The 22,168-nt window shown below is 67.6% G+C and carries 23 protein-coding genes and 1 pseudogene; 9 read left to right on the forward strand and 15 right to left on the reverse strand.

The features are described 5' to 3' along the window. The first annotated feature begins 1 nt into the window (after position 1). Positions 2–616, forward strand: a complete 615-nt coding sequence (locus OG555_RS36425; RefSeq protein WP_329477554.1) for a hypothetical protein — start codon at positions 2–4, stop codon at positions 614–616. An 11-nt stretch (positions 617–627) separates the two neighbouring features. On the opposite strand, the gene OG555_RS36430 is transcribed toward OG555_RS36425, so the two are convergent. Further along, entirely contained in the window at positions 628–1,056 is a 429-nt protein-coding gene (locus OG555_RS36430; protein WP_329477556.1) for a DUF7144 family membrane protein, read from the reverse strand. A gap of 158 nt (positions 1,057–1,214) precedes the next feature. Continuing rightward, positions 1,215–1,355 (reverse strand): hypothetical protein, encoded by a 141-nt coding sequence (locus OG555_RS36435; protein WP_329477558.1) that lies wholly within the window; start codon positions 1,353–1,355, stop codon positions 1,215–1,217. Here OG555_RS36435 and OG555_RS43005 point away from each other — a divergent pair. Continuing rightward, a pseudogene (locus OG555_RS43005) lies at positions 1,336–1,846 on the forward strand (SulP family inorganic anion transporter); the annotation flags it as partial. The gene OG555_RS36435 and the pseudogene OG555_RS43005 overlap by 20 nt on opposite strands. A gap of 90 nt (positions 1,847–1,936) precedes the next feature. Continuing rightward, on the forward strand, positions 1,937–2,719 hold the full coding sequence (locus tag OG555_RS36440; RefSeq protein ID WP_329477560.1) for an STAS domain-containing protein: 783 nt from the start codon (positions 1,937–1,939) through the stop codon (positions 2,717–2,719). Here OG555_RS36440 and OG555_RS36445 read toward each other — a convergent pair. The 4 genes from OG555_RS36445 to OG555_RS36460 are packed head-to-tail and all read right to left on the reverse strand — an operon-like array spanning position 2,713 to position 5,282. Next, a complete protein-coding gene (locus OG555_RS36445) occupies positions 2,713–3,171 on the reverse strand; it encodes a DUF6069 family protein (RefSeq protein ID WP_329477562.1) in 459 nt (152 codons plus the stop codon). The two genes, OG555_RS36440 and OG555_RS36445, sit on opposite strands and share 7 nt — an antisense overlap. Further along, entirely contained in the window at positions 3,168–3,752 is a 585-nt protein-coding gene (locus tag OG555_RS36450) for a phosphatase PAP2 family protein (RefSeq protein WP_329477564.1), read from the reverse strand. Before OG555_RS36450 ends, OG555_RS36445 begins: the two co-directional genes overlap by 4 nt. 13 nt (positions 3,753–3,765) lie before the next feature. Continuing rightward, positions 3,766–3,984 (reverse strand): amphi-Trp domain-containing protein, encoded by a 219-nt coding sequence (locus OG555_RS36455; protein ID WP_328521065.1) that lies wholly within the window; start codon positions 3,982–3,984, stop codon positions 3,766–3,768. Continuing rightward, entirely contained in the window at positions 3,984–5,282 is a 1,299-nt protein-coding gene (locus OG555_RS36460) for a diacylglycerol/lipid kinase family protein (protein WP_329477567.1), read from the reverse strand. The genes OG555_RS36455 and OG555_RS36460 overlap by 1 nt, the downstream gene beginning before the upstream one ends. Before the next feature lie 235 nt (positions 5,283–5,517). Between OG555_RS36460 and OG555_RS36465 the strand changes: the two genes are divergently transcribed. From OG555_RS36465 to OG555_RS36475, 3 genes are all read left to right on the forward strand, one after another. Then, entirely contained in the window at positions 5,518–7,872 is a 2,355-nt protein-coding gene (locus OG555_RS36465; protein WP_329477569.1) for an arylsulfatase, read from the forward strand. Positions 7,873–8,033: 161 nt separating this feature from the next. Beyond that, positions 8,034–9,530: a DUF2252 domain-containing protein gene (locus OG555_RS36470; RefSeq protein ID WP_329477571.1), complete on the forward strand. Its 1,497-nt coding sequence runs from the start codon at positions 8,034–8,036 to the stop codon at positions 9,528–9,530. Between the two features lie 15 nt (positions 9,531–9,545). Next, entirely contained in the window at positions 9,546–11,249 is a 1,704-nt protein-coding gene (locus tag OG555_RS36475) for a SulP family inorganic anion transporter (RefSeq protein ID WP_329477573.1), read from the forward strand. On the opposite strand, the gene OG555_RS36480 is transcribed toward OG555_RS36475, so the two are convergent. The 3 genes from OG555_RS36480 to OG555_RS36490 all read right to left on the reverse strand — a co-directional run bounded on the left by OG555_RS36480 (position 11,227) and on the right by OG555_RS36490 (position 12,831). Beyond that, a complete protein-coding gene (locus OG555_RS36480; RefSeq protein WP_329477574.1) occupies positions 11,227–11,709 on the reverse strand; it encodes a DUF7144 family membrane protein in 483 nt (160 codons plus the stop codon). The genes OG555_RS36475 and OG555_RS36480 overlap by 23 nt on opposite strands. A gap of 123 nt (positions 11,710–11,832) precedes the next feature. Beyond that, positions 11,833–12,312, reverse strand: a complete 480-nt coding sequence (locus OG555_RS36485; RefSeq protein WP_329477575.1) for a hypothetical protein — start codon at positions 12,310–12,312, stop codon at positions 11,833–11,835. A gap of 15 nt (positions 12,313–12,327) precedes the next feature. Then, positions 12,328–12,831: a DUF1269 domain-containing protein gene (locus OG555_RS36490; protein ID WP_329477576.1), complete on the reverse strand. Its 504-nt coding sequence runs from the start codon at positions 12,829–12,831 to the stop codon at positions 12,328–12,330. Between the two features lie 222 nt (positions 12,832–13,053). Here OG555_RS36490 and OG555_RS36495 point away from each other — a divergent pair, with 222 nt between their 5' ends. Next, positions 13,054–13,353, forward strand: a complete 300-nt coding sequence (locus OG555_RS36495) for a hypothetical protein (RefSeq protein WP_329477577.1) — start codon at positions 13,054–13,056, stop codon at positions 13,351–13,353. A gap of 52 nt (positions 13,354–13,405) precedes the next feature. Here the strand turns inward: OG555_RS36495 and OG555_RS36500 are convergent, their stop codons facing one another. Beyond that, on the reverse strand, positions 13,406–14,674 hold the full coding sequence (locus OG555_RS36500; RefSeq protein ID WP_329477578.1) for a cation:proton antiporter: 1,269 nt from the start codon (positions 14,672–14,674) through the stop codon (positions 13,406–13,408). A 170-nt stretch (positions 14,675–14,844) separates the two neighbouring features. Between OG555_RS36500 and OG555_RS36505 the strand changes: the two genes are divergently transcribed. Then, positions 14,845–17,196: an arylsulfatase gene (locus OG555_RS36505; protein ID WP_329477579.1), complete on the forward strand. Its 2,352-nt coding sequence runs from the start codon at positions 14,845–14,847 to the stop codon at positions 17,194–17,196. A gap of 211 nt (positions 17,197–17,407) precedes the next feature. Then, positions 17,408–18,028: a hypothetical protein gene (locus tag OG555_RS36510; RefSeq protein WP_329477581.1), complete on the forward strand. Its 621-nt coding sequence runs from the start codon at positions 17,408–17,410 to the stop codon at positions 18,026–18,028. Positions 18,029–18,037: 9 nt separating this feature from the next. Here OG555_RS36510 and OG555_RS36515 read toward each other — a convergent pair whose 3' ends face one another. The 5 genes from OG555_RS36515 to OG555_RS36535 form a co-directional block, all read right to left on the reverse strand. Continuing rightward, entirely contained in the window at positions 18,038–18,754 is a 717-nt protein-coding gene (locus OG555_RS36515) for a neutral zinc metallopeptidase (protein ID WP_329477583.1), read from the reverse strand. Continuing rightward, positions 18,741–19,175, reverse strand: a complete 435-nt coding sequence (locus tag OG555_RS36520; RefSeq protein WP_329477585.1) for a DUF7144 family membrane protein — start codon at positions 19,173–19,175, stop codon at positions 18,741–18,743. The genes OG555_RS36515 and OG555_RS36520 overlap by 14 nt, the downstream gene beginning before the upstream one ends. A 133-nt stretch (positions 19,176–19,308) precedes the next feature. Beyond that, positions 19,309–19,959 (reverse strand): hypothetical protein, encoded by a 651-nt coding sequence (locus OG555_RS36525; protein ID WP_329477587.1) that lies wholly within the window; start codon positions 19,957–19,959, stop codon positions 19,309–19,311. After that, entirely contained in the window at positions 19,943–20,767 is an 825-nt protein-coding gene (locus tag OG555_RS36530) for a bestrophin-like domain (RefSeq protein WP_329477589.1), read from the reverse strand. The genes OG555_RS36525 and OG555_RS36530 overlap by 17 nt, the downstream gene beginning before the upstream one ends. Positions 20,768–20,800: 33 nt before the next feature. Beyond that, a complete protein-coding gene (locus OG555_RS36535; protein WP_329477591.1) occupies positions 20,801–22,105 on the reverse strand; it encodes a hypothetical protein in 1,305 nt (434 codons plus the stop codon). Between the last annotated feature and the right edge of the window lie 63 nt (positions 22,106–22,168).

The following is a 22,168-nucleotide window of genomic DNA, read 5'->3' on the forward strand; positions in this document are numbered from 1 at the left end:
CATGTGGCGCTCAGTGTTGCTGCGCGAGTTCCCGGACCACAACATCCGGTCGCTTCACGGCCTGCCGGGCAGCTTGTCGCCCAGCTCGCTCCCACTGAGTCCGTCCGAGGGCACCGTCCTGATCGCACCCGGCCGCAGCCTCCACTATGTCCTCGACACTCCCCTGGTGGATGTGATCGGAGTGAGCTGCCAATTGCAGTTCAAGCACCCCGGCCGGACCGTGAGCTCGTCGGTGCGGATCCTTCGCCTCGGGGACGAGTTCGATCTGAGCCTCGAACCGCTGACCAGCTTCCAGGCCTTGGTCCGGGTCCGGCTGCACCGAGCCTGGCACGACATCGGGCAGCTGCCGAACCCCAGCACGCACTTCGCGGAACTGAGATTCGACTGGCACACCAGCGGCAAGACCTACCTTCGGGTGGACGGGCGACTCGTCGGTTATCACGATGCGCTGAGTCGAGGCTCCCGGCTCACCATCGAGGACGTGGCCTTCGGCTCCCCCGCGTCGATCCCCACCGTGCCCGACCCGCGCTATCAGCTGGGCGAATTCTTCGTCCGCGCCCTCAGCCGCCGCGCGCACTGGGGACGGAGGCAAGCGACGGCGGCCCGCAGACCTTGACGCCGACCGGGTCAGACCTGGCTTTCTCGAGCGTGCGTCACGGACCAGATGACCCACACGCAGAGCGCGATCACCACGATCGACCAGACCGGCTGGACAGGAATGAAGAAGAAGTAGTCGAGGGCGGTCAGCCCGGCGAAGATGATCGCGACCAACCCTGCCCACGCCTTGTTCATGAAAAGCCCGATCCCGACCACGACGAGTGCGATGCCCAGCACCAGGTGGATCCACCCCCACGCGGGGACGGAGAGGTGGAAGGCGTAGCGCCGGTTGTTGACCATGTAGTTATCGTCGAGAATCGCGGCGAGCCCCGCCACGATCGAGAACGATCCGATCATCGCCGTCAAGGTCGCGGCGAACGCGACGCCGCCCACCGCCCCGCTCGAGACATCCTGCTCCACTTCCAGGTCGTCCATCGGACCGTATTCGCCGTGCGTCATGGTGCCACCCCTTTCTGGTCATTCGCCCCCACGGTGATGACGATGCCCGCCGATCCGCCGCACCGCATCGTCCATCCAGGGTGAGATGCCGCCGCCGCTCAGCCCCTAGGCTCGCAGCCATCAGACCCTCGATCGCGGAGGGAGACGCGCGTGGCCGGTCACCGCGTGACCGCGCGCCCGCTGCTGCGGTGGCTGCGATCGATCCGTCCCGAGGGACGGAACCTGCGCGCCGACGTGATCGCCGGGCTGCCGGGCGCGATCAGCAGCGTTCCCAACGGGATGGCGTCCGCGGCACTCATCGGCGTGAACCCGATCCATGGCCTCTACGCGAGCTTCGCCGGTCCGGTCGCGGGCGGATTCGCGACGAGCAGCCAGCTGATGGTGATCACCACGACCACGGCCGGGGCCCTGGCCGCCGGATCGGCCCTGGAAGGCGTGGACCCCGCGGACCGGCCGCAAGCCCTGCTGCTGTTGACGATCATCGCCGGCCTGGTGATGATCCTGGCGGGCTTCGCCCGCTTGGGGCGCTACACCCGCTTCGTGTCACACTCGGTGATGACCGGCTTCCTCACTGGGATCTCGGTCAACATCATCCTCAGTCAGCTGCCCAGCCTTGCCGGCGCGAACGCCACGGGCGACGTCGCGCTCACGAGGGCCATAGACATCTTCCACCCCGGGCAGATCGACCTCGCATCGCTGCTCGCGGGCCTCGCCGCGCTCGCGATCCTCATCGGCCTGTCCCGCACCCCGCTGGCGAGGGTGAGCGCGTTGGTGGCGCTCGCCGTCCCAACCGCCGGCCTAGCACTCGCCGGCGCCGACCAGGTGACCCTCGTGAAGGACACCGGACAGATTCCTCGCGGCATTCCCGGTCGGCGGTTCGGTGGGCCAGACCTCCCTGAACCAGACGGTCGGCGGCCGCACCAGGTGGGCGGCGATCTGTTCAGGCCTGTGGATGATCGCGATCCTCGCAGCCTTCTCCCAGGTGATCGGGCTGGTCGCCATGCCGACACTGGCGGCCGTGCTCATCTATGCGGCGGCCAAGTCGCTGCGGCCGCGCGAGCTGGTGTCGATCCTGCGGACCGGCCCGACGTCGGAGATCGCGGTCGTCACGACCTTCTGCGCAACCCTGTTCCTGCCGATCGCCGCCGCGGTCGGCATCGGCGTGTCCCTCTCGCTGCTGCTGCAGCTCAACCAGGAGGCGTCGGACCTCAAGGTCGTCCAGCTGACGCTCATCGGCGACGGCCGGTGGAGCGAACACCCGGCGCCCGCGAGGCTGCCCAGCTATCGGGCGACCGTCCTCGACGTGTACGGGAGCCTGCTGTACGCCGGCTCCCGCACTCTCCAGGCCGAACTGCCCGACCCGGCCGGCGCCGAAGTACCAACCGTCGTACTGCGGATGCGCGGCCGGACAGCCGTTGGTGCGACGTTCGTCAAGGTCGTGGAGGACTACGCCACCGCCCTCGACGCCGTCGGCGGCCGGTTGTATCTCAGCGGGGTCGACCACGCCGTCGCCAAGCTGCTGCGTCGTACCGACCGGACGGGGGCGTCCGAACCGGTCGGCGTCTTCGAGGCCACCGAAGTGGTCGGGGAATCGACGACGCAAGCCTTGCGGGAGGCGGAGAGCTGGGCAGTGCGGCGTCGACCGCCGAACTCCGATCAGTAAGTGGTGCGGCGGTCCCGCATGGCCGACCGCGCCGCTCCGGTCAGCAGGGTGCCGATGGCGATCCCGACGATGAGGTTGATCAACCCCGTCGCAATCTTCGATGACGTCGTGCCGTTGGCCACGAACGGGAGGAGTGCCGCGGCGATCGTGGCCAGCCCGATGATCCAATGGAAGAACTGCAGGGGCCGCGGCGTGGACAGCAGCAACAGATGCAGCAGGCCGGTGGCCACCAGCGCCGCGACAGCGCAGTACACCGCGTACTTCAGGGTGTCGGCGTCTCCCCAGGTGCCCTCGCCTTCGGGTGCGAGGACGGGTACGTCGAAGACGCCGCGCGCAAGCAGTATGCCGACCACCGCGATCAGTGCGGCGATGATGGCCGTGGCAGCGCCTCCGGCCCACAGCCGGCTGGCGACGATCGCGTTCGCACCGCCTTGGGTGGGTTGAACTGTCATGACGTGTGCTCCTTGTCTTCGGCTGGCTTTGGTGGGCCGCCGCGGAGCGCCAGCCGTCCGGCCAGGCGTCCGAACAGCGCCCCGACGGTCGCGCCGACCAGAACGTCACTCGGGTAGTGCACGCCCGTGTACACCCGGGAGAACGCAACGACCGCCGCCGCCCCGCGCAGTGCCGGCCGAAGCGTGGGCAGGACCTCCCCGACGGCGACGGCGAAGGCCGCCGCGGACGCGGAGTGTCCGGACGGAAAGGATCCCGACGAGGGCATGCGCACCCAGCGCTGCACGGGGACGCCGAGGCCGACCCGGTCGGGCCGGTGGCGTTCACCGACCATCTTCTTGAGTGGCTGGTTCACCAGCAAGGACGCCGCCCCGATCGCCCCGAGCCCCGCGACCGCGGCCCGCCGGCCTTGCGGGCCGCCGAACAGCGCAAGGGCGCCGGCCACCAGGAACCATGGCTTGGAGAAGTTGGCGAAGTCGGACACCCGTCGTAGCGGCTCGTCCAGCACGGGCGTCGACAGTTCTGCCACCGACCGGTACAGCGCGCGGTCGTAGGCAGAGAGCCGGTGCGATGAGCCGATCACGCAACGGTTTCCGTCACCATGTGAGCTCGACCTCGAGCTCACTCCCGTCGTCCCCGAGCTCGAACTCGAGCTTCAGGAACACCTCGTCCGGGACGTGCACCCTGACGCGCAGGCCGCCTCGGTCGAACTCGACATCGTTCTCCTTGGTGAGGCTGTCGGCCAGAGCGCGCAATCGGGCCGCGGCGGCCTCCCGGCTCATCGGCTCCTTCTCGTGGATCTCGATCAGATCCATTACGGCCTCCCAGGGGTTGAGCTTGCCGAGTGCCGGTCGCGGCCCAGAGCGATGCGCACCAGCGCGGCCAGGCCGTCGCGGAGGCCCTCGGGAAGCATCGCCGACGGCGATGCGCCCGGGTGCTGGGGCGCGATCCGGACCCGGAGAACTCCGGGCCGGATCTGAAAGCGCAGCGGCGCGTCGAAGATGAGCGCCTCGCCGTCGACGCCGGCCGGCAGGGGCCGATCGGCATCGACCTGGAAGGACGGAGTCGTCCACTCGCGCATAGGACGCTGAAGGCGGCGTTGACCTTCATCCGCGGGCGCGCCCATGACGGTGATGCCGAGCAGACCGTCGTCGATGCGCGGGCGGGTGCCGGAACCGACCGCACGACCGAGCCGGTAGCGGTTGTTCGAGACGAGCACGGCGGCTCCCCCGCGGTGCTCCTGCCCTTCCGGCCCCGCCCAGCGCATATCGAGGTCGCTGCCACCGGCGCCGAGGGCGTCGGGCACGGTGTCGAGCAGAGTCCGGATCTTGGCCGCACGGTAGCCGGTGCGCTGGACGGCTTCGGCGTACACGCCGAGCGACACGTTGTTGACGAACACCCGCCCGTTGACCTCGGCGAGATCCACCAAGCGCTCGCCCCCGTTGACGAAGGCGTCCAGCGCACCGACCACGTCGTCACGGTCGACCCCGAGGTCGAGCGCGAAGTGGTTGCGGGTGCCGGCCGGCACGCACGCGTAGGGCAGCGAGAGTTCGGCGGCGACCGCGGCGACGACCGCCTGTGAGCCGTCCCCACCGGCCATCGCGAGTCCGTCCGCGCCCCGCGCGACCGCGCCGCGGACCAGGGTCTCGAGATCGTCCCCGCGCTTCAGCTCGATCGGCTCGATCCCGCGGTCACGCGCTTCCTTGGCGACTGCGAAGCGTTCTGCCTTCCCGCCACCGGATTTCGGGTTGTAGAACAGCACCGGATGCTGCGGTGCCGGCGCGGACGGAAGGTCCACGCGGGAGGTGAAGCTGACACGGGTGGCTGCCAGAGTGACCAGCAGTCCCACGATGAGCAGAAGGTCGCGGCCGAAATCCCCACCCAGGACAATGACGAGCAGCGCACCGACAAGCGCCAGACCGGCCACGTACAACCCAGCCGTGCGCGCGATTCCTCGCCGCAGTACGCCGTAACAAGCCGCTACGACCGCAATCACCACGCACGCCAGGAAGATGAGGCCGCGCGGAAACTCAGTCACGGCGTTCACGACACCGAATACCAGCGTCGCCGCCCCCACCACCAACGCGACCACCGCCGCAATCCGCCGCCTCACGAATTCCACCCCATCGGCCAGCCCTCAGAATCTCCGGTTCAGCGCCGAGCCCCGACACCACGGCCATCCTGTCCGGCCCCGACCCTCGAGGGCATCCCACAGCCCGGATGATCTACCCGCCCGTTTGCCACGTGGGGATACCGGTTCATCCGCGGCGGGTGGCGACTCGAATTCGGGCTCGATCGAGGCTGTCTTGAGGCCGACTGCTGTCAGCAATCGATGAGGAGGGGACGTTATGCCTGTGCCGTTCCGAGGAACGATCAATGTCGATATCCGCGACTCCGTAGCGGATTGGACGCCGTTCGAGCCGGCGAAGGCCCCGGACGGTGCGCCGAACGTCGTCTACATCGTGCTGGACGACGTCGGCTTCTCGGCAATGAGCTGCTACGGCGGCCCGATCGAGACGCCCAACATCGACGCGATCGCCTCGCGCGGGGTGCGCTTCACCCAGTGGCACACGACGGCGCTGTGCTCGCCGACCCGGTCGTGTCTGCTCACCGGCCGTAACCACACGCGCAACAGCATGGCCTGCATCACCGAGGCAGCGATCGGATTCCCGAACGCCAGCGGCACGATCCCACCGGAGAACGGGATGCTGCCGGAGATCCTCGGCGAGCGCGGCTGGAACACGTACATGGTGGGCAAATGGCACCTGTGCCCCACCGACGAGATGAACCTCGCGGCGACGCGCCGGAACTGGCCGAGCGGCCGCGGCTTCGAACGCTGGTACGGGTTCCTCGGGGCCGAGACGAACCAGTGGTACCCCGACCTGGTCTATGACAACCACCCGGTCGATCAGCCGCGCTCGCCCGAGGAGGGCTACCACCTGACCGACGACCTCACCGACAAGGCGATCGAGTTCATCAGGGACGCCAAGGCGATCGCTCCGGAGAAGCCATTCCTGCTGTACTACGCACCCGGCGCCTGCCACGCGCCCCACCACGCGCCGAAGGACTGGATCGACAAGTTCGCCGGGCGCTTCGACCAGGGGTACGAGGCGATGCGGGAGGAGACCCTGGCCCGCCAGAAGAAGCTCGGTGTGGTGCCGGCCGACACCGAACTGCCCGCACTGAATCCGATCGGCACACCCGAGACTCGCAGCGGCCCGGACCATTTGCCGTTCCCGACGCTGGACTACACCCGTCCGTGGGACACACTGAACGCCGACGAGCGGCGTCTGTTCGCCCGGATGGCCGAGGTGTACGCCGGATTCCTCGCGCACGCCGACCACCACATCGGCCGGTTGCTCACCTACCTGGAGCAGACCGACCAGCTGGACAACACCATGATCGTCGTCGTGTCCGACAACGGTGCGAGCGGCGAAGGCGGCCCGAACGGTTCGGTCAACGAAATGAAGTTCGCCAACGGGATCGACGACGACCTCGCGGAGAACCTCGCCAAGCTGGACGACCTGGGTGGCACGAAGACCTACAACCACTACCCCAACGGCTGGGCGATGGCGTTCAACACGCCGTTCAAGATGTGGAAGCGCTACGAGTTCAACGGCGGTACGGCGGACCCCTGCATCATCTCGTGGCCGGCGGGTGCGACAGCCCGCGGCGAGATCCATCACCAGTACCACCACGCGATCGACATCGTCCCGACCATCCTCGACGTCCTCGGCGTCGACGCCCCGGAGACGATCAAGGGACACACCCAGAGCCCCATCGACGGGATCAGCATGCGGGCCAGCGTCGACGACGCGTCGGCCGACTCCGGGCGGAGGACACAGTTCTACTCGATGCTGGGGTCCCGCTCGATCTATCACGAGGGCTGGAAGGCGGTCACCACCCACCCGACCGTGTCGGGCTGGGCGCACTTCAACGCCGACGAATGGGAGCTTTACCACGTCGAGGTCGACCGGTCGGAGATCAAGAATCTCGCGGCGGAGCAGCCGGAGAAGCTGCGCGAACTGGTGAACATCTGGTTCGCGGAGGCGGGGGCGAACGACGCCTTCCCGCTCGACGACCGCTCACCACTGGAGATCCTCGGTACCCCCCGGCCCCAGCTGAGCGCACCGAAGGATCGGTACGTCTACTACCCCGACACCGCCGCGGTCTCGGAGTGGCAGGCGGTCAACACCCGCAACCGCTCGTTCTCGATCGGCGCCCTGGTCGACATCCCGGCACCAGGAGCCGAAGGCGTGCTGTTCGCGATGGGCGCCAGGTTCGGTGGCCACGCGCTGTACGTGAAGAACAACCGGCTGCACTACGTGAACAGTTTCGTCGGCGCGCTCGAGCAGCAGATCGTCGCGACGAAAGACATCCCGACCGGCGAGAACCTGATCCTGTCGGCCTCGTTCGACAAGGAAGGGATGGACCCCGACGCCGCAACCGGCACACTCTCGCTCTACTACGGGGACGAGAAGGTCGGTGAGGGACACATCAAGACTCAGCTCGGTGCCTTCGCCATCGCAGGTTCAGGTCTGTACGTCGGCAGGCACAACGGTGAGCCGATCACCGACGACTACCCGGGCGAGCCGCCCCACACCTTCACCGGCGGCACGATCAACCGGGTGGCAGTCGACGTCAGCGGCGACCCGTACCTGGATCTTGAACGCGAGGCCGCTCTGATGCTGATGCGCGAGTAGAAGTTCCACATCCGACGAGGATTCACCGAGGAGTTCACCGTGGGCCGGGCCCGCCGGGCCACGATGACGTTCCGGCAGGCAGAGCCTGATCGTCCCTCAGGGGTGATGCGGCGACCCGAGTCCTGCTGAATTGTCGGCAACGGAGAGAAAGGCGGCCGATCATGGCGACGAAGGTTCAACATCTGACTCTGGACGAGCGGTATGCGCGCGGTCTCGAGGCTCGCACCCGAGCGATGCCGGACAGTCACGCAGGGTGGATGCCCGCCGCGGACCGGCCGGATCCGGTGGCACTCATCGAGGAGCAGAACCTGCGGCGTGATGCCGATCTGGTCCCGGTACGGCATGGCCGGATGATGGCCTCGCCGTTCACGTTCTACCGCGGTGCGGCCAAGATCATGGCCGTGGACCTTGCCGAGACACCCACGTCCGGCCTCGAGGTCCAGTTGTGTGGGGACGCCCATCTGTCGAACTTCGGCGTCTTCGCCTCGCCGGAGCGAAATCTGGTGTTCGACATCAACGACTTCGACGAGACCCTCCCCGGCCCGTTCGAGTACGACGTCAAACGGCTGGCCGCGAGTTTCATGGTGGCGGCACAGAACAACGGGTACTCGGAGGCGGACGGTCGTTCGATCACGAAGGCCTGTGTCACCTCCTACCGGGAGACGATGGCCGAGTTCGCCACTCAGAAAACCCTCGACGTGTGGTATGCCCACATTTCCGAGGACGAGATCAACCAGTCGGTGAATGCCCTCCTGGCCGAAGTCGACAGTAAGGGCAAGGGATCCAAGAAGGGTAAGGGCAAGAACAAGACCGCCGGCGCGGACGGCATGGACGAGATGACGCCGAAGCAGGTGAAAGAGGCCCACAAGCGCTTTATGAAGAATGCGCTGAAGGCCCACTCCCGCAACAGCAATCAGGCGCTGTCCAAGCTCGGCGAGGAGGTCGACGGCCGCTATCGCATCGCCAGCGTCCCGCCGGTGATCGTCCCCGCGCGCGAGCTCCACGCGACGTACGGACTCGAGCCCGGAGTTCTCGAGGACGTCGTCCTCGACTTGTTCCGGGACTACCGCTCCACCCTTCGGCCCGACGTTCGGCAACTGCTCGAGCGCTTCGAGATCATCGACTGGGCCCGGAAGGTCGTCGGCGTCGGCAGCGTCGGAACGCGAGCGTTCGTCGTCCTGCTGCAGGGCCGTGACCGCGGCGATCCGCTGTTCCTCCAGGTCAAGGAGGCGACCAGGTCGGTTCTCGAAGGAACGTTGCGCAAGAGTGCGTTCAGGCAGCCGGGCGAGCGGGTGGTCCAGGGCCAGCGATTGATGCAGGCCAGCAGCGACATCTTCCTCGGCTGGTCCAAAGGGGTTCAGGCCGACCGCTACTTCTACTGGCGCCAGCTGCGCGACATGAAGGGCTCAGCGCTCGTGGAGATGATGTTGCCCGCGGTGATGACCTTCTACGCCCGCACGTGCGGATGGACCCTGGCCCGTGCTCACGCACGATCGGGTGACGCGGTGTCCATCGCTGCCTACCTGGGCGACAACGATGCCTTCGACAAGTCGATCACCGACTTCTCCGAACGCTACGCAGCCCAGAACGACCAGGACTTCGCAGACTTCACCAAAGCCATCAGCTCGAACCGAATCGAAGCCATCCAGAACGTCTGACCACCGCAGGACGACATGAGGCTGATCCCAGAGTCGCTGCGTGGATACCAGCGGCCCTGGCTGGCGCGCGACGTCATCGCCGGCCTGACCCTGTCGGCGGTGGCGATCCCCGAGGTGATGGGCTACACGTCCATCGCCGGCACGCCGATCGTCACCGGCCTCTACACCGTCATCTTCCCGACCCTGCTCTTCGCGCTGCTGGGCTCCTCGCGGCTACTCGTGGTGGGGGCGGACTCGGCCACCGCCGCGGTGCTCGCCGCGGGTCTGACCGGTCTGGGCATCGCCGGTGTCACACCCGGATCGCCCGAGTGGCTTGCGCTCGCCAGCCTCACGGCGCTGGTCTGCGGTGGTCTGCTGATCGTGGCGCGGCTGCTGCGGCTGGGCTTCATCGGAGACTTCCTGAGCACGTCCGTGCTGATCGGGTTTCTCACCGGCGTCGGCATCCAGGTGCTGTCCGGCCAGATTCCGGACCTGCTCGGCATCTCGAAGGGCAAGGGAGACTGGTTCGAACAGCAGTGGCACTGGATCAGCTCGCTGTCCTCGATCCAGCTCGCCACGCTCGCCTTCGGGCTGAGCACGATCGCGATCATCCTGATCTTCAAGCGTTTCATCCCGGTCGTCCCGGGTGCCATCGTCGCCGTCGTACTGCTGACCGCCATCTCCGCGCTGACCGATGCACAGGCGCACGGCGTCGCCGTGGTCGGCGCCGTCCAGGGCGGCTTCCCACCGATCGGCCTGCCGTCGGGCATCTCCTGGTCGGACGTGACCAAGGTGCTGCCGACCGCGTTGTCGTGCTTCGTGCTCATCATCGCCCAGAGCGCCGCCACCTCCCGCAGCTTCGCGTTCCGGCACGGCGACGCGGTCGACATCAACCGGGACATCGTGGGGCTCAGCGGCGCCAACCTCGCCGCCGGGCTCAGCGGCACCTTCGTGGTCAACGGCAGCCCGACCAAGACGCAGATCCTCGACGAGCAGAAAGGGCGCACCCAGCTCGCCAACATGACGATGTCGGCCGTCGTACTGCTGTTCACGCTCTTCTTCACCGGGCTGCTGGTGGACATGCCCAAGGCGGTGCTCGGCGGGATCGTCTTCCTCATCGGCGTCAGCCTGATCGACATCCCCGGCCTGCAGCGGCTGTGGATCCGGCGCAGGAACGAGTTCGTGGTCGCGGTGATCACCACGGTCACCGTCTTCGCCGTCGGCGTCGAGCAGGGAATCGTCCTCGCCATCGTCCTCTCGATGCTCGACATCATCCGGCGGCAGTACAAACCGGGCGACTACGTGATCGGTCAGGACCAGGCCGGCGAGCCGACGTACCTGGCGGCCCGGCCAGGCGTCCAGAGCCTGCCCGGGCTGGTGGTCTTCCGCTACGACGCGGAGCTCTTCTACGCCAACGCCAACCGCTTCGCCGACCATCTGGAGCTGATCATCGCCAACGCTCCAGATCCGGTCCGCTGGGTAGCGCTGGACTGCGGCGCGATCGACGACATCGACTACTCGGCCGGGGTGACCCTGGCGAACCTCGTCAACTACTGCCAGGCTCACCACGCCCGTTTCGTGCTCGTCTCGCCGGACACCCAGCTGCTGGCCACGCTCCGCTCGTACGGGACCTTGGCCGACATCGGCGAGGGCAACATCTACCGGACCGTCGCCGACACCTTCCGCGCCTATCGCGCCGACCCGGGATCTGCGGCTCTCAACGCTGGAGCGGAGGCGTAGTCCGCTCGGTGGCCGACATGTCGGGTGCCGGCTCGCCGCCCCAGGCCTCCACGCCGGTGTCTCCGAGCCGGTCTCGTACGTCGGACCACCGGACGGTGAGCGCGAACAGGATGACGACGTCCAGGGCGATCATCAGCAAGGACCAGACCGGGTAGGCACCGATCCAGGCGATCTGCGTCACCGCGTGCAGGCCGACGACGACGATGCCCGCGATCCTGGCCCATGTCTGCACCGCGAGCAGGCCGACCCCGACGGCCATCATGATCAGCCCGGAGATAATCAGGAACCATCCCCAGCCGGTCACGTCCACAATGACGAACTTGTTCCGCGTCACGACCAGGCGCTCGTCCGAGAACAGCGCGATGAATCCCTGGAAGATGTTGACCAATCCGACCACCAGGAGCAGCGATCCGGCGAACACGACCGAGCCGGCCATCACCGCGCCACCTTTCGCAGCCATCGTGGTATCTCCTCTCGTAGCGTCGGCCGCCGCGGAATCGGCGGCGGCTCGCATCTGAATGCTGGCTCGCGCCACCCCGGGTGCGCCTCCCCCACCACGGATGAGCCTGGTGACAGCCGGCGATCAGCCTGCCGGACAGCTCTGTGTCAGCGTTGTGGCGAACGATGTGGCCGCGCTGCCGACTTGCTGGAGTGCCGAGTTGATCTGCGGCGCCTTCTGCCTGAGGTTGTCCGCGTTCAGGCCACTCGTCGCGGTCTCCAACTGTGAGAACGCCGCCTTGACACTCTGGACGGCCGGCTGCAGAGCAGCTGATGCCGCGGCTACCGCGACACCCAGGCTGCTCTTGACGTTGGCAATCGCGGTGGTCAGCGCGGTGAGACCGTCCTGCAGGGGCTTCACATTCGCCAGGTCCGCCAGCGAGGACTTCAGTGCGGACGCGGCAGCGCAATCCGCCGTGGGCGCACTCGTCGTCGGCGGAGCTACCGTCACTGACGGACTTGACTGACCCTGCGTCGAGTTGTCACTGCAAGCCATCGGTACGACGAGCAGGGCAACGGTCACCAGCGCGGCGACGATCGATCGGCGTCCGCCGATTCGCGGCATCGCTTCTCCCCCGGACTACTTGCCGGCCGCCTCCTTGACCTCCGTCGCACTGTCCGCGTCGACCTCGTTCTTGGTGACCTTGTCCGCATGCGACAGCGCCTTGTCGACGTCGGCCACCCACACTTCCTCGAACAGCGCCACGATGCCCGAACTGTTCGGCGGCAAGGCGTCTTCGACGTCGGCCTTGATCGCCGCCTTCTCCCGGTGGGACTTGAGAGCACCGATGCCCAGCCCCGCGCCCGCACCGACCGCCGCGCCGGCCAGCAGGCTGGGTGGGAAGATGAGGCCGATCACCGCGCCACCGACCGCGCCCCATTTGGCGCCTTTGCGGGCCGTGTGGAAATCGTCGTCGACGTTGATCTTGCCGTCGGCATCGCGGCTCACAAGGACGAGCCCGTCGACCTTGATCACGTCGTCCGACGCGGCTTGCTTGATCGCATCCCAATCGCCTCGCGCCGCGTCCGCGTCCATGTAAGCGGCGATGTACAGGTCGACGGGAGCGTTGCTGTCAGATCCCACGGGTTTCTCCTCCTGATCGGGCGACCGCACGCGGTCCGAGGTACATGTCGCCCCGACGATGCCTCCGGTCCCGGCCGGAACACCTCACCCCGGGCGGACTAGCTGCAGCACACCCGGATCAATTCACCCCGCCGGGATGAGGCTCGCCGTCGGCCCGCACGCAACGATCCAAGTCCACCATCGCCGCACTGCGGCGATCAGGCGCGCGCGAGAGGAATGACCATGGGGTGCTTCTTCGCTCTGCTTGCCGGGGTCTTTCCGCGCCTGGCTCTGTTCATCGTGTGGGTAGCGCGCCCCAACCTGGTCGACTCCGCCTTCGACACGTGGATCTGGCCGCTGCTCGGCATCATCTTCCTGCCCTTCGCGACGCTCATGTACGTCATCCTCTACACGGGCGGCGGCCTGAGTGGCGGCGACTGGTTCTGGATCGTCCTGGCCGCCATCCTCGACGTCGTGCACTGGGGCTCCGGCTGGACCCAACGCCGCGCGGCTCCCGGCTACCCGGGCACCGCTCAGGCGTGACCCGGCACCCCATCCTGGCCGGCCGATGCGAACGGCCGCTGCACGTCGTCCGCTAGTGGTGGGCGGAGCGTCGTGATCGGGGGGCCGAGCCCGGATCGCCGGCCGCCCGCTCGACGTGGACGTAGCGGCTGCCGAACGGACCGGCCGTGACACCGTGCAGCGCCACACTCAACAGCACGGTCAGCGCGATGACTGCGACGGCGTGCTCGACCACCGAGGCTTCGCCGAGCTGCTCGACCGCCAGCAGCGCGAACACGACCGAGGCCAGGCCGCGCGGCCCGAACCATCCCACGAACAGGACGGTGCTGCGATCCAGCCCGGCTCCGAGCAGAGCCAACGCGACCGGAACCATGCGGACCACAGTCAGACTCAGTACGGCGTACGCGAGCAGCGTGAGGTCGAAGTTGTGCACGGCGATCGGCACCAGCGCCGCTCCGAAGAGGAACCAGACGGCGAGTGCCAGGACCTCACCGAGACGTTCCGGTAGCTCGACGGCGTTGGCCGCGCCGGCATCATCCGCGGAAAGTGCCGCTCCGAAGGCGATGCCGGCCACGAACGCCGCGATGAACCCGTTGCCGCTGAGCGTGACAGCGAGTTCGAAGCTGCCGAGTGCGGCGGCGAGTGTTGCGAGCCGTCCTGCCCCCTTGCTCATCCAGTGCCGTCGGGAGGCAACCATGATGAGTCTGGCGCTCGCTGTTCCGACCGCCAGGCCGATGATGAGACCGATGCCGAGTTCGAGCAGCGCACCGCCGCCGTGGTCGGAGCCGCTGTCGTGACTCCCGATCCCGAGTTCGCCGGCAGCGACGGCCAGCGTGAACGTGACGACCGGCGTGACGATGCCGTCGTTGAGTCCACTCTCCACATTGAGTGCGCGACGCAGCCGCATAGGGATCCGGCTGTCGTTGATCACCTGCGCGCTGAGCGCAGCGTCTGTGGGAGCGAGTGTTGCGCCCACGAAGCCGGCGAGTGCCCAGGTGAAATCGGCGAAGAACCACGCGGCGAACAGAGAGCCCAGGATCACGGAGAGGGGAAGGCCGACCGCCAGCAGCCGGCCGGGCAGGCGAGCATCTGCCTTCAGCCTCGAGAGGTTGACCCTGGCAGCGTCCGAGAACAGCAGGAGTGCCAGCGACAGCTCCGCGATCCGATGGACAGACGGAGCCTCGACATCCACCGAAAGCGGACCCCAGTCAGGATTCCCCAAGACGTAGCCGGAGATGGCGAACACCAGCGGACCGGTGATGTTCAGGCGGGCCAGGAGATCCGAGGTCACTGCCCAGGCAAGGACGAGGAGCGCGAGCACCGCGGACGTGCCCTCTGTCACCGCCCCGCCTCCGCCCTGCCGAATCGCGTGGAGCTCGGATTCTCCCCACGCTGACAGCTGCCGCCCACCCCCACCTCATCCTGCAGAGAGGGTTTCGAACGGTCAGCAGGCTGGCATCGTCGGCTGGAGAGTCCGCCCCGTACTGCGTTTTCAAGCGAAAGGGGGCTGTCGTGGCGATCGAGGAGTATCCGTCCGGGACTCCGTTCACCGGTGTGGTGGGACGGACAACCGACGAGTCGAGTCCGGCATGGCCGGCCATCACCCGGGCGAAGGCCGGCAGCCCGAACGTGGTGTTCGTGGTGCTGGACGACACGGGTTTCGGTCACCTGGGCTGCTACGGGAGTCCGATCGAGACACCGAACTTCGACGCGCTGGCCGCCGCCGGGCTGCGGTTCACGAACATGCACACCACGGCGCTGTGTTCGCCGAGCCGGTCCTGCATCGTCACCGGGCGGAACCACCACAGCAACGGCATGGCCGCCATCACCGAACTTGCGACCGGCTTCCCTGGCTACAACGGGGTCATCCCGTTCGAGAACGGGATGCTGTCGGAGATGCTGGTGGAGCAGGGCTACAGCACGTTCATGATCGGCAAGTGGCACCTGACCCCGAGCAATCAGGAGACAGCGACGGGGCCCTACACCCGCTGGCCGCTCGGTCGCGGGTTCGAGCGCTTCTACGGCTTCCTCGGGGGCGACACGAGTCAGTGGTATCCCGACCTCGTGTACGACAACCACCAGATCGAGCCGCCGCGCACGCCGGAGGAGGGATACCACCTCACCGAGGATCTGGTCGACCGGTCGATCGAGTTCATCGCCGACGCCAAGCAGATCGACCCTGGCAAGCCGTTCTACCTGCACCTCTGCTTCGGGGCCACTCACGCGCCACACCATGTGCCGAAGGAGTGGGCCGACAAGTACGCGGGTGCTTTCGACGAGGGCTGGGACGCCTATCGGGAGAAGGTCTTCGCCCGGCAGAAGGAACTCGGCATCATGCCCGCCGACGCGGAGCTGTCCCGGCACGACCCCGACGTACCGGACTGGCCGTCGCAACCACCCGAGGCGCGCAGGCTGTTCAGCCGGATGATGGAGGTGTTCGCGGGCTTCCTCAGCCACACCGACCACCATCTCGGCCGGCTGCTCGACTTCCTGCGTGAACAGGGCGAGCTGGACAACACGATCGTGATGGTGATCTCGGACAACGGGGCGAGTGCCGAGGGCGGCCCGACCGGAACCACGAACGAGGCGCAGTTCTTCAACAACGCTCCGGAGTCACTCGAGGACAGCCTCAAGGTCATCGACGAGATCGGCGGCCCGAAGCACGTCAACCACTATCCCTGGGGCTGGACCTGGGCGGGCAACACCCCGTTCCGGCGCTGGAAGCGGGAGACCTACCGGGGCGGATCCTGCGACCCCTTCATTCTCTCGTGGCCGGCCGGCGTGCAGGCGAAGGGCGAGATCCGCCACCAGTACGCCCACCTCATCGACATGGTGCCGACTGTCCTGGACCTACTCGGCACCCAGCCGCCGCCGACGATCCGCGGAGTCACGCAGTCGCCGCTGCACGGCGTCAGCTTCGCGCACGCCCTCGACGACGCAGCGGCGCCCAGCAAACATCACACCCAGTACTTCGAGATGCTCGGCCACCGTGCCATCGACCACGACGGGTGGCGCGCGGTCTGCCCGTGGCCCGGCCCGTCGTTCGCCGAGGCGGGTGTCGGCTTCGGTCAGCCGATCAGTGCGGCGAGATTGTCTCAGCTCGACAGCGCGGGCTGGGAGCTCTATCACGTGGCGGAGGACCCCGCGGAGACCCACAACCTCGCCGCCGGCGAACGCGATCGGCTGATCGCGTTGATCTCCACCTGGTACGCCGAGGCCGGGAAGCATGGCGTCCTGCCGATCGACGGGAGTGGGTTGGCACGCCTGATCGCAGACAAGCCGTCGATCGCGCCTCCGCGCGATCAGTACACGATCTGGCCGAACACCCAGCCGGTCCCGTTCTTCGCGGGCCCGCGCGTCCTGAACCGGCCGCACAGCATCACGGCCTTCGTCGAGATCCCCGACGGCGGCGCCGAAGGAGTTCTCCTCTGTCAAGGCACCGCGGCCGGCGGCTACTCGCTGTACATGAAGGATCAGCGGCTGCACTACGTCCACAACTACGTCGGCAGGAGCCTTTTCGAGGTGTCGTCACCCGACCCGGTCGCGCCCGGCGAGCACAAGCTCCGCTTCGAGTTCGAGCCGACGGGAAAACCCGACCTGCCCAACGGAAAGGGTGCGCCCGGTCACCTGCAGTTGTACGTCGACGGAAACCTGGTGGCCAGCGCCGATGCGGCCGTGACGACGCCGTTCGTCCTCAATCCCGGTGCACTCACCTGCGGCGCCAACCCCGGCTCCGCGGTGACCCCGGACTACATCAGCCCGTTCAAGTTCACCGGCACCATCCACAAGGCCGTCATCGACCTCAGCGGCGAGCTCATCCACGATCCCGAGCTCGAGTTGCGGGCCCACCTGGCCCGGCAGTAGCTGTGCCGGCCCCCGTTTCACCCCGGACGGAGGAGGCGCGGACCTGCCGGCGAGAGGCATGCTTTGGTCTGAATGAACTCGATGGGGAGTCGAGAACCGGGGCAAAGGAACTGACAACGTGAGTGAGACGACGCGGTCATCAGGCGCCGGGGGGCGTGATTCCGGCGCTCCCCGCAGCAAGGGTCAGAGTGTCCGGACGTGCTGTATCTACGTGGCCACCACAGTCGGGCTCATCTGCGCGATCGCCAGCTGGGGGGTGGGCGGAACCATCATCAGCGCGGTCGTGGTCGGGATGTCGACCGCCGTCGTCGCGTCGTCCATGTGGGGAGCGGACGGGAAGAGCGAGGTGCCCAGGATCCTTCGGGTCACCTTCGCCGGCGCGCTGATCACGCCGGCCGCCGTGGGGCTGATCGCGGTCTTCAAGTTCGCCGGCGTCTTGGTAGTGGTGGCACTCGCAGTGACGACGCCAGCTCTGACAACGAAGTTCCCGGGAAGGCACGCCAAGGGGGATCCTCCCGCCCGTCAGCCGGAGCCGGCAACACCTGCCGTCTCCGCGACGCCATCCGCGGACGGTCCCGCCGGCGACGCGGCGCGAGAGCTCGGCTCCCTCGACGATCAGGCCTTGTGCCTGGCCTGGCGCCGGAGTTTCCGCCTGCTGGAGACCGCCCCTTCGGCGGCGATACGCCTGGCCATCGTCGACCAGCGGCAGAAGTACCTTGACGAACTCCAGCGGCGATCTCCGGAGGGGCTCACGGCCTGGCTCGCCTCCGGAGCACGGGCCTCCGGTAACCCATTTCCGTACGTCGAGGACGCCCGGCGCCGGGCGAGCTGAGTCAACGACTCAGATGCACGCCCCGACGCCGCCTTCCGCGCCGGTGTTGAACGCGGAGGTCCGCTGCTCGGCGTTCCCGTGATCGCTCTCCTTGGTCCAGGGATAGTCGTCGGCGACCGCGGCGAGGGTTTTGGCGATCTCCTCGCTGTCGCCGGGCTCGATCGTGATCAGGCCGTCGTCGGCTGCTCCTTGCAGCGTGGCCCCGGCCAGGCAGTCCGCCTGGAGTTCGGCCGCGACCGAGACCCGGTCGCTGCGCAGCCTCGCCTGGATGGCGTGGCCCCACTCGTGGGCGATGATCAGGTACACCCACGCATCGCCGATCTGGCTGTAGCCGGCCGCCATCAGATCGTCGTCCCAGGCCACGAAGTCACCGGGCCGGCAGTAGACGGCGTTGAACGGCACGGATTCCGGTTCGCCTCCGCACGGCGGTCCATGCGTACCGATGTAGGCCCCGGCGACACGAGGACTCTGGTACGGCTGTCCGGACTGCTGGGTGAAGTGGCGGTGCCAGAACGAGTCCACCGCCTTGACCGCGGTGTCCTGGTCCTCCTTCATCGCCTCCCGGTCGACCGCCGGGAGGGTCTGATCCGTCGACGTCGGCGGTGTCTCGGTGGTGGCCCCCTCCGGCGGGGCGGAGGTCGGCGCACCGCAGGCGGCTGCGACCATCGCGATCGTCAGCCACCCGAGGACAGTGCGCTTTCTGCGGGTGCCGTCAGGCAGCGACATCGCGCCCGTGCGCGGCCAGCGCCCAGATGACGAAGACGTCGATCGCGATGACGGTCAGTGCCCAGAACGGGTAGTACGGGATGAAGGCGAAGTTCGCCAGTGCGCTCAGGATGGCCAGGATGATGCCGACCACCCGGGCCCAGGTCTGGCCCGCGATGACCGCGAAACCGGCCAGCAGCACCAGCAGACCACCGATCAGGTGGATCCAGCCCCACGCGGTCGCGTCGAACTGGAACATGTAATTGCGGGTGGCCACGTAGAACTCGTTCTCGAACAGTGCCACCAGACCGGAGAAGATCTGGAAGCCTCCGGACATGATCATCATCAGGCCGGCGAACAGGACGAACCCGACCGCCCAGCCGCTGACCTCGTGTTCCTCGCCCGCCGCGTCGTAATGCGATGCCGCTGCACCTTGTGCCACTGTGGTTCACTCCCCTGGTCTCTCGCCGCTACGCGTTGCGTAATCGGACCGCTCCGCCACCGCGGAGTGACACCAGGCTGGCGAACCACGTCATGTCCGGCATCATCCGCAGCGGACGACTGTGCGACCCTGCTCAGACGTGGAAGCTGATCGGAAAGGTCGCGATCCACGCGATGGCGCCGACCAGGACGAGACAGCCGGCCCCGGCCAGGATCCATCGCAGCCGCTGGTTGGCGATCTTGGTGCTCATCCCGGCGAAGAACAGGACCACGGCGTACAGGACGACGGTGAGCACGTAGTTGCCGGCGATCTGGATGTCCCGTCGTACCTCGGCCGCGGAAGCCTCGGCGGCCGCGTCGAGCCGTGCGGCCTCCTGCCGCGATGCGAGCTGGTACTGCGGCATGGCGAAGGGCGACGGCGGCGCATCCGGGTTCGTCAACGGGCGGGTCGCCATCCAGGCGTCGAACGCGGGCCGGAACTCCGCGCGGAACCGGTGGGCGTAGAAGGCGGCGACGGCAGCCTCACCGCGGCGATCCGCATCCGCCCAGGCGATGAACGTGGCGACGTCGACCTGGCTCTGGGCCTGGGACAGGCCTTGGGCCCGGGCAGCGTCGATCCTGATCGCGTTCGTACGGGAGGCCGCCTTGGCCTGCTCGCCGTTCCACCGCGTGGCCTGGTAACTGCTCCACGAGGTCCCCAGGGCAGCGACCACCAGCAGGACGGTGACCAGCACCTCCTGCGCGGTGCGGCCACGGCTCGGCTTCTCCTCAGCGGCGGTTGCCATGCTCGTCACACGGAGGTGTCACGTCGAGCCCGACCACCTTGAGCTGGGTGTCGATCAGGCCGATGGTTCGCACCATCGCGGTCGGCTGCAACCTGCCCACACCCGCTCCGTGCGGATGGTCGAAGAACACGAGCAGGAGCAGCAGAAGTGTGATGACCACCGTGACGCTGCCCATCAGAACGCCCTGTGTCACCGCGCCCTCGGCCCGGTCGGCGAAGAACAACAGGTACACGAAGATCACCACCGAGATCACCGACAGGACCAGCCACAAGGGCGTCGGGATGATGCCCTCCGCCCCGTGCACCCGGTCGATGCGCGCCTGCTCCCGTTGGGTTGTCTGATCCATCCACCGGTCGTACGCCGACTGCTCGGTCGGCGTTACCGGGTTGACAGCCCGGATCGTCTGGAACATCGCCACACCCCACGGGTTGATGGAGTTCCCGAGCGAACCGGTGTCCTGGGCATCCCACTCCGGCCCGGCGACGGTCCGCGCGTAGCAGACCAGTTCGCCGGTGAGCTCCGACGCGGTCTTGCCGGGCATGAACTGCGCCGTCTCAACCTGCTGCGCCACGATCGTCGCCTCGGCCTCGGCGCCGGCCCGGGACTGGTCGTACGAGGTGAACGACAAGAAGATGATGAAACCGAGGAGTACCGAGAACCCGGTGGCGAGCACGCCGAAGACGCCGGAGGCGCGGTCACCGTCGGTGAAGTAGCTGCCCTCCGGCGCCCGCCTGCGCACGAGGAGCATCGCCGTGACGGTGACCGCGGTCGCGAGGGCCGTGATCAGAGCGGCCCAGACGATGTTCATGTACGCCTGCCGGCCGCCGCTGCCACAGCCCGGCTACTTCGCGGTTCCGGGTACGGCTCCCGGCGGCGCGACAGGGCCGGAGGCGACTGGTGTCCGGCCGGCGCCGACCAGGACCTGCAGAACAGCCAGCAACCCGACCACCAGAGCGAGTGACCAGAACAGGCGCGACAGCGAGATGTTGTTGCCCCAGAGCAGGACGACGACACCCAGCAGGGCGACGACGACGCGCAACCACCGGACGTTGGCCGCGACCCATCGGCCGGCGCCACCGACCGGGCTGTCGGCCAAAGCTCCCCCGATGCCTTCCAGACCGCCGTTCACGCTACCGCGAACGGCGGTGCCGTACCGGTTGGATCCCGCGAACCAGCCGATGACCACGAGGCTCAGACCCAGCCAGAAGAACACTTGCCGGCCGCGATCGAGGTAGGAGAGCAACTGGTCGTAGAAGACCCTGCTCGCCGGACCGAACGTCGTACCGGCCAACGCGTCGATGAACAGCTGCCGCCCGACGGACAGCGCCAGCGCGAGCAGCAGCGCGTTCGCCGCCAGTAGTGCCCCGATGATCACCGTCATCCGCGGACGCCGGCGCGCGAGCACCAGAGCGGCCAGATACAGAGCCGCGACCAGCACGATCAGCCACTGTGCCAGCGGGTTCGCGAACGCGTAGATCGTCCGGATCTGCTTCAGTTGCGGCGCTTCCATCAACACGATCTGCTTGTCGACGTTGGGGATCGGCACGTTCTGCAGGATCGTGAGTCCCCGGTCGACCAGGCGTTGCTTGACCTGGTCGATGACGTCGGAGAGGTCAAGGACGACCTGATCACCCTGCAGCTGAACAGCGCCGGATTGATCCCCCTTCAATATCCGCTGGAGGGACTGCTGCGCCCGCGTGTTGGCCGCGATCCAGAGGTCGGCGAACTGGTCCGAGGCGAGGAACTCCCGGACCTGTCGGTCGATGAAACTGTTGATCGCAGCGGCGAGCGGACCAACCAGTCGCTGCAGCCGGGGCCGGTCGGTGATGACGCCGGAGAACACCTGGTTGAGGAGTGCCTCGACGTCGACCTCTTTCTGGATCGTGTCGGTGACCTTTGTCGCGATGGCGTCCTGCACCTCTGGCGAGTTCACCAGCGGGCCGACGGTGTTCACGTAGCGGGTAGCGTCGTTCAGCGTGCGTTGTCCCCAGTACGCGATCGCCGCCGGTGTCGTCAGCAGGGCCGCCAGCACCACGCAGATGATCACCGCGGCCGACCGCCCCTTGGACGACCGCTTCGCGGTGGGTGCCTCCTCAGGCACGCTGCGTTCTGGACCAGCTGACAGCGCGGCGTCCGGGTCAGACATGCTGTGCCTCCTCGAGTGTCGGCTGCACGTCGGCGATTCGATCGTCGCCGCCGCAGCCGTCCG

This window comes from Kribbella sp. NBC_01484, from assembly GCF_036227145.1.
Lineage (GTDB): Bacteria > Actinomycetota > Actinomycetes > Propionibacteriales > Kribbellaceae > Kribbella.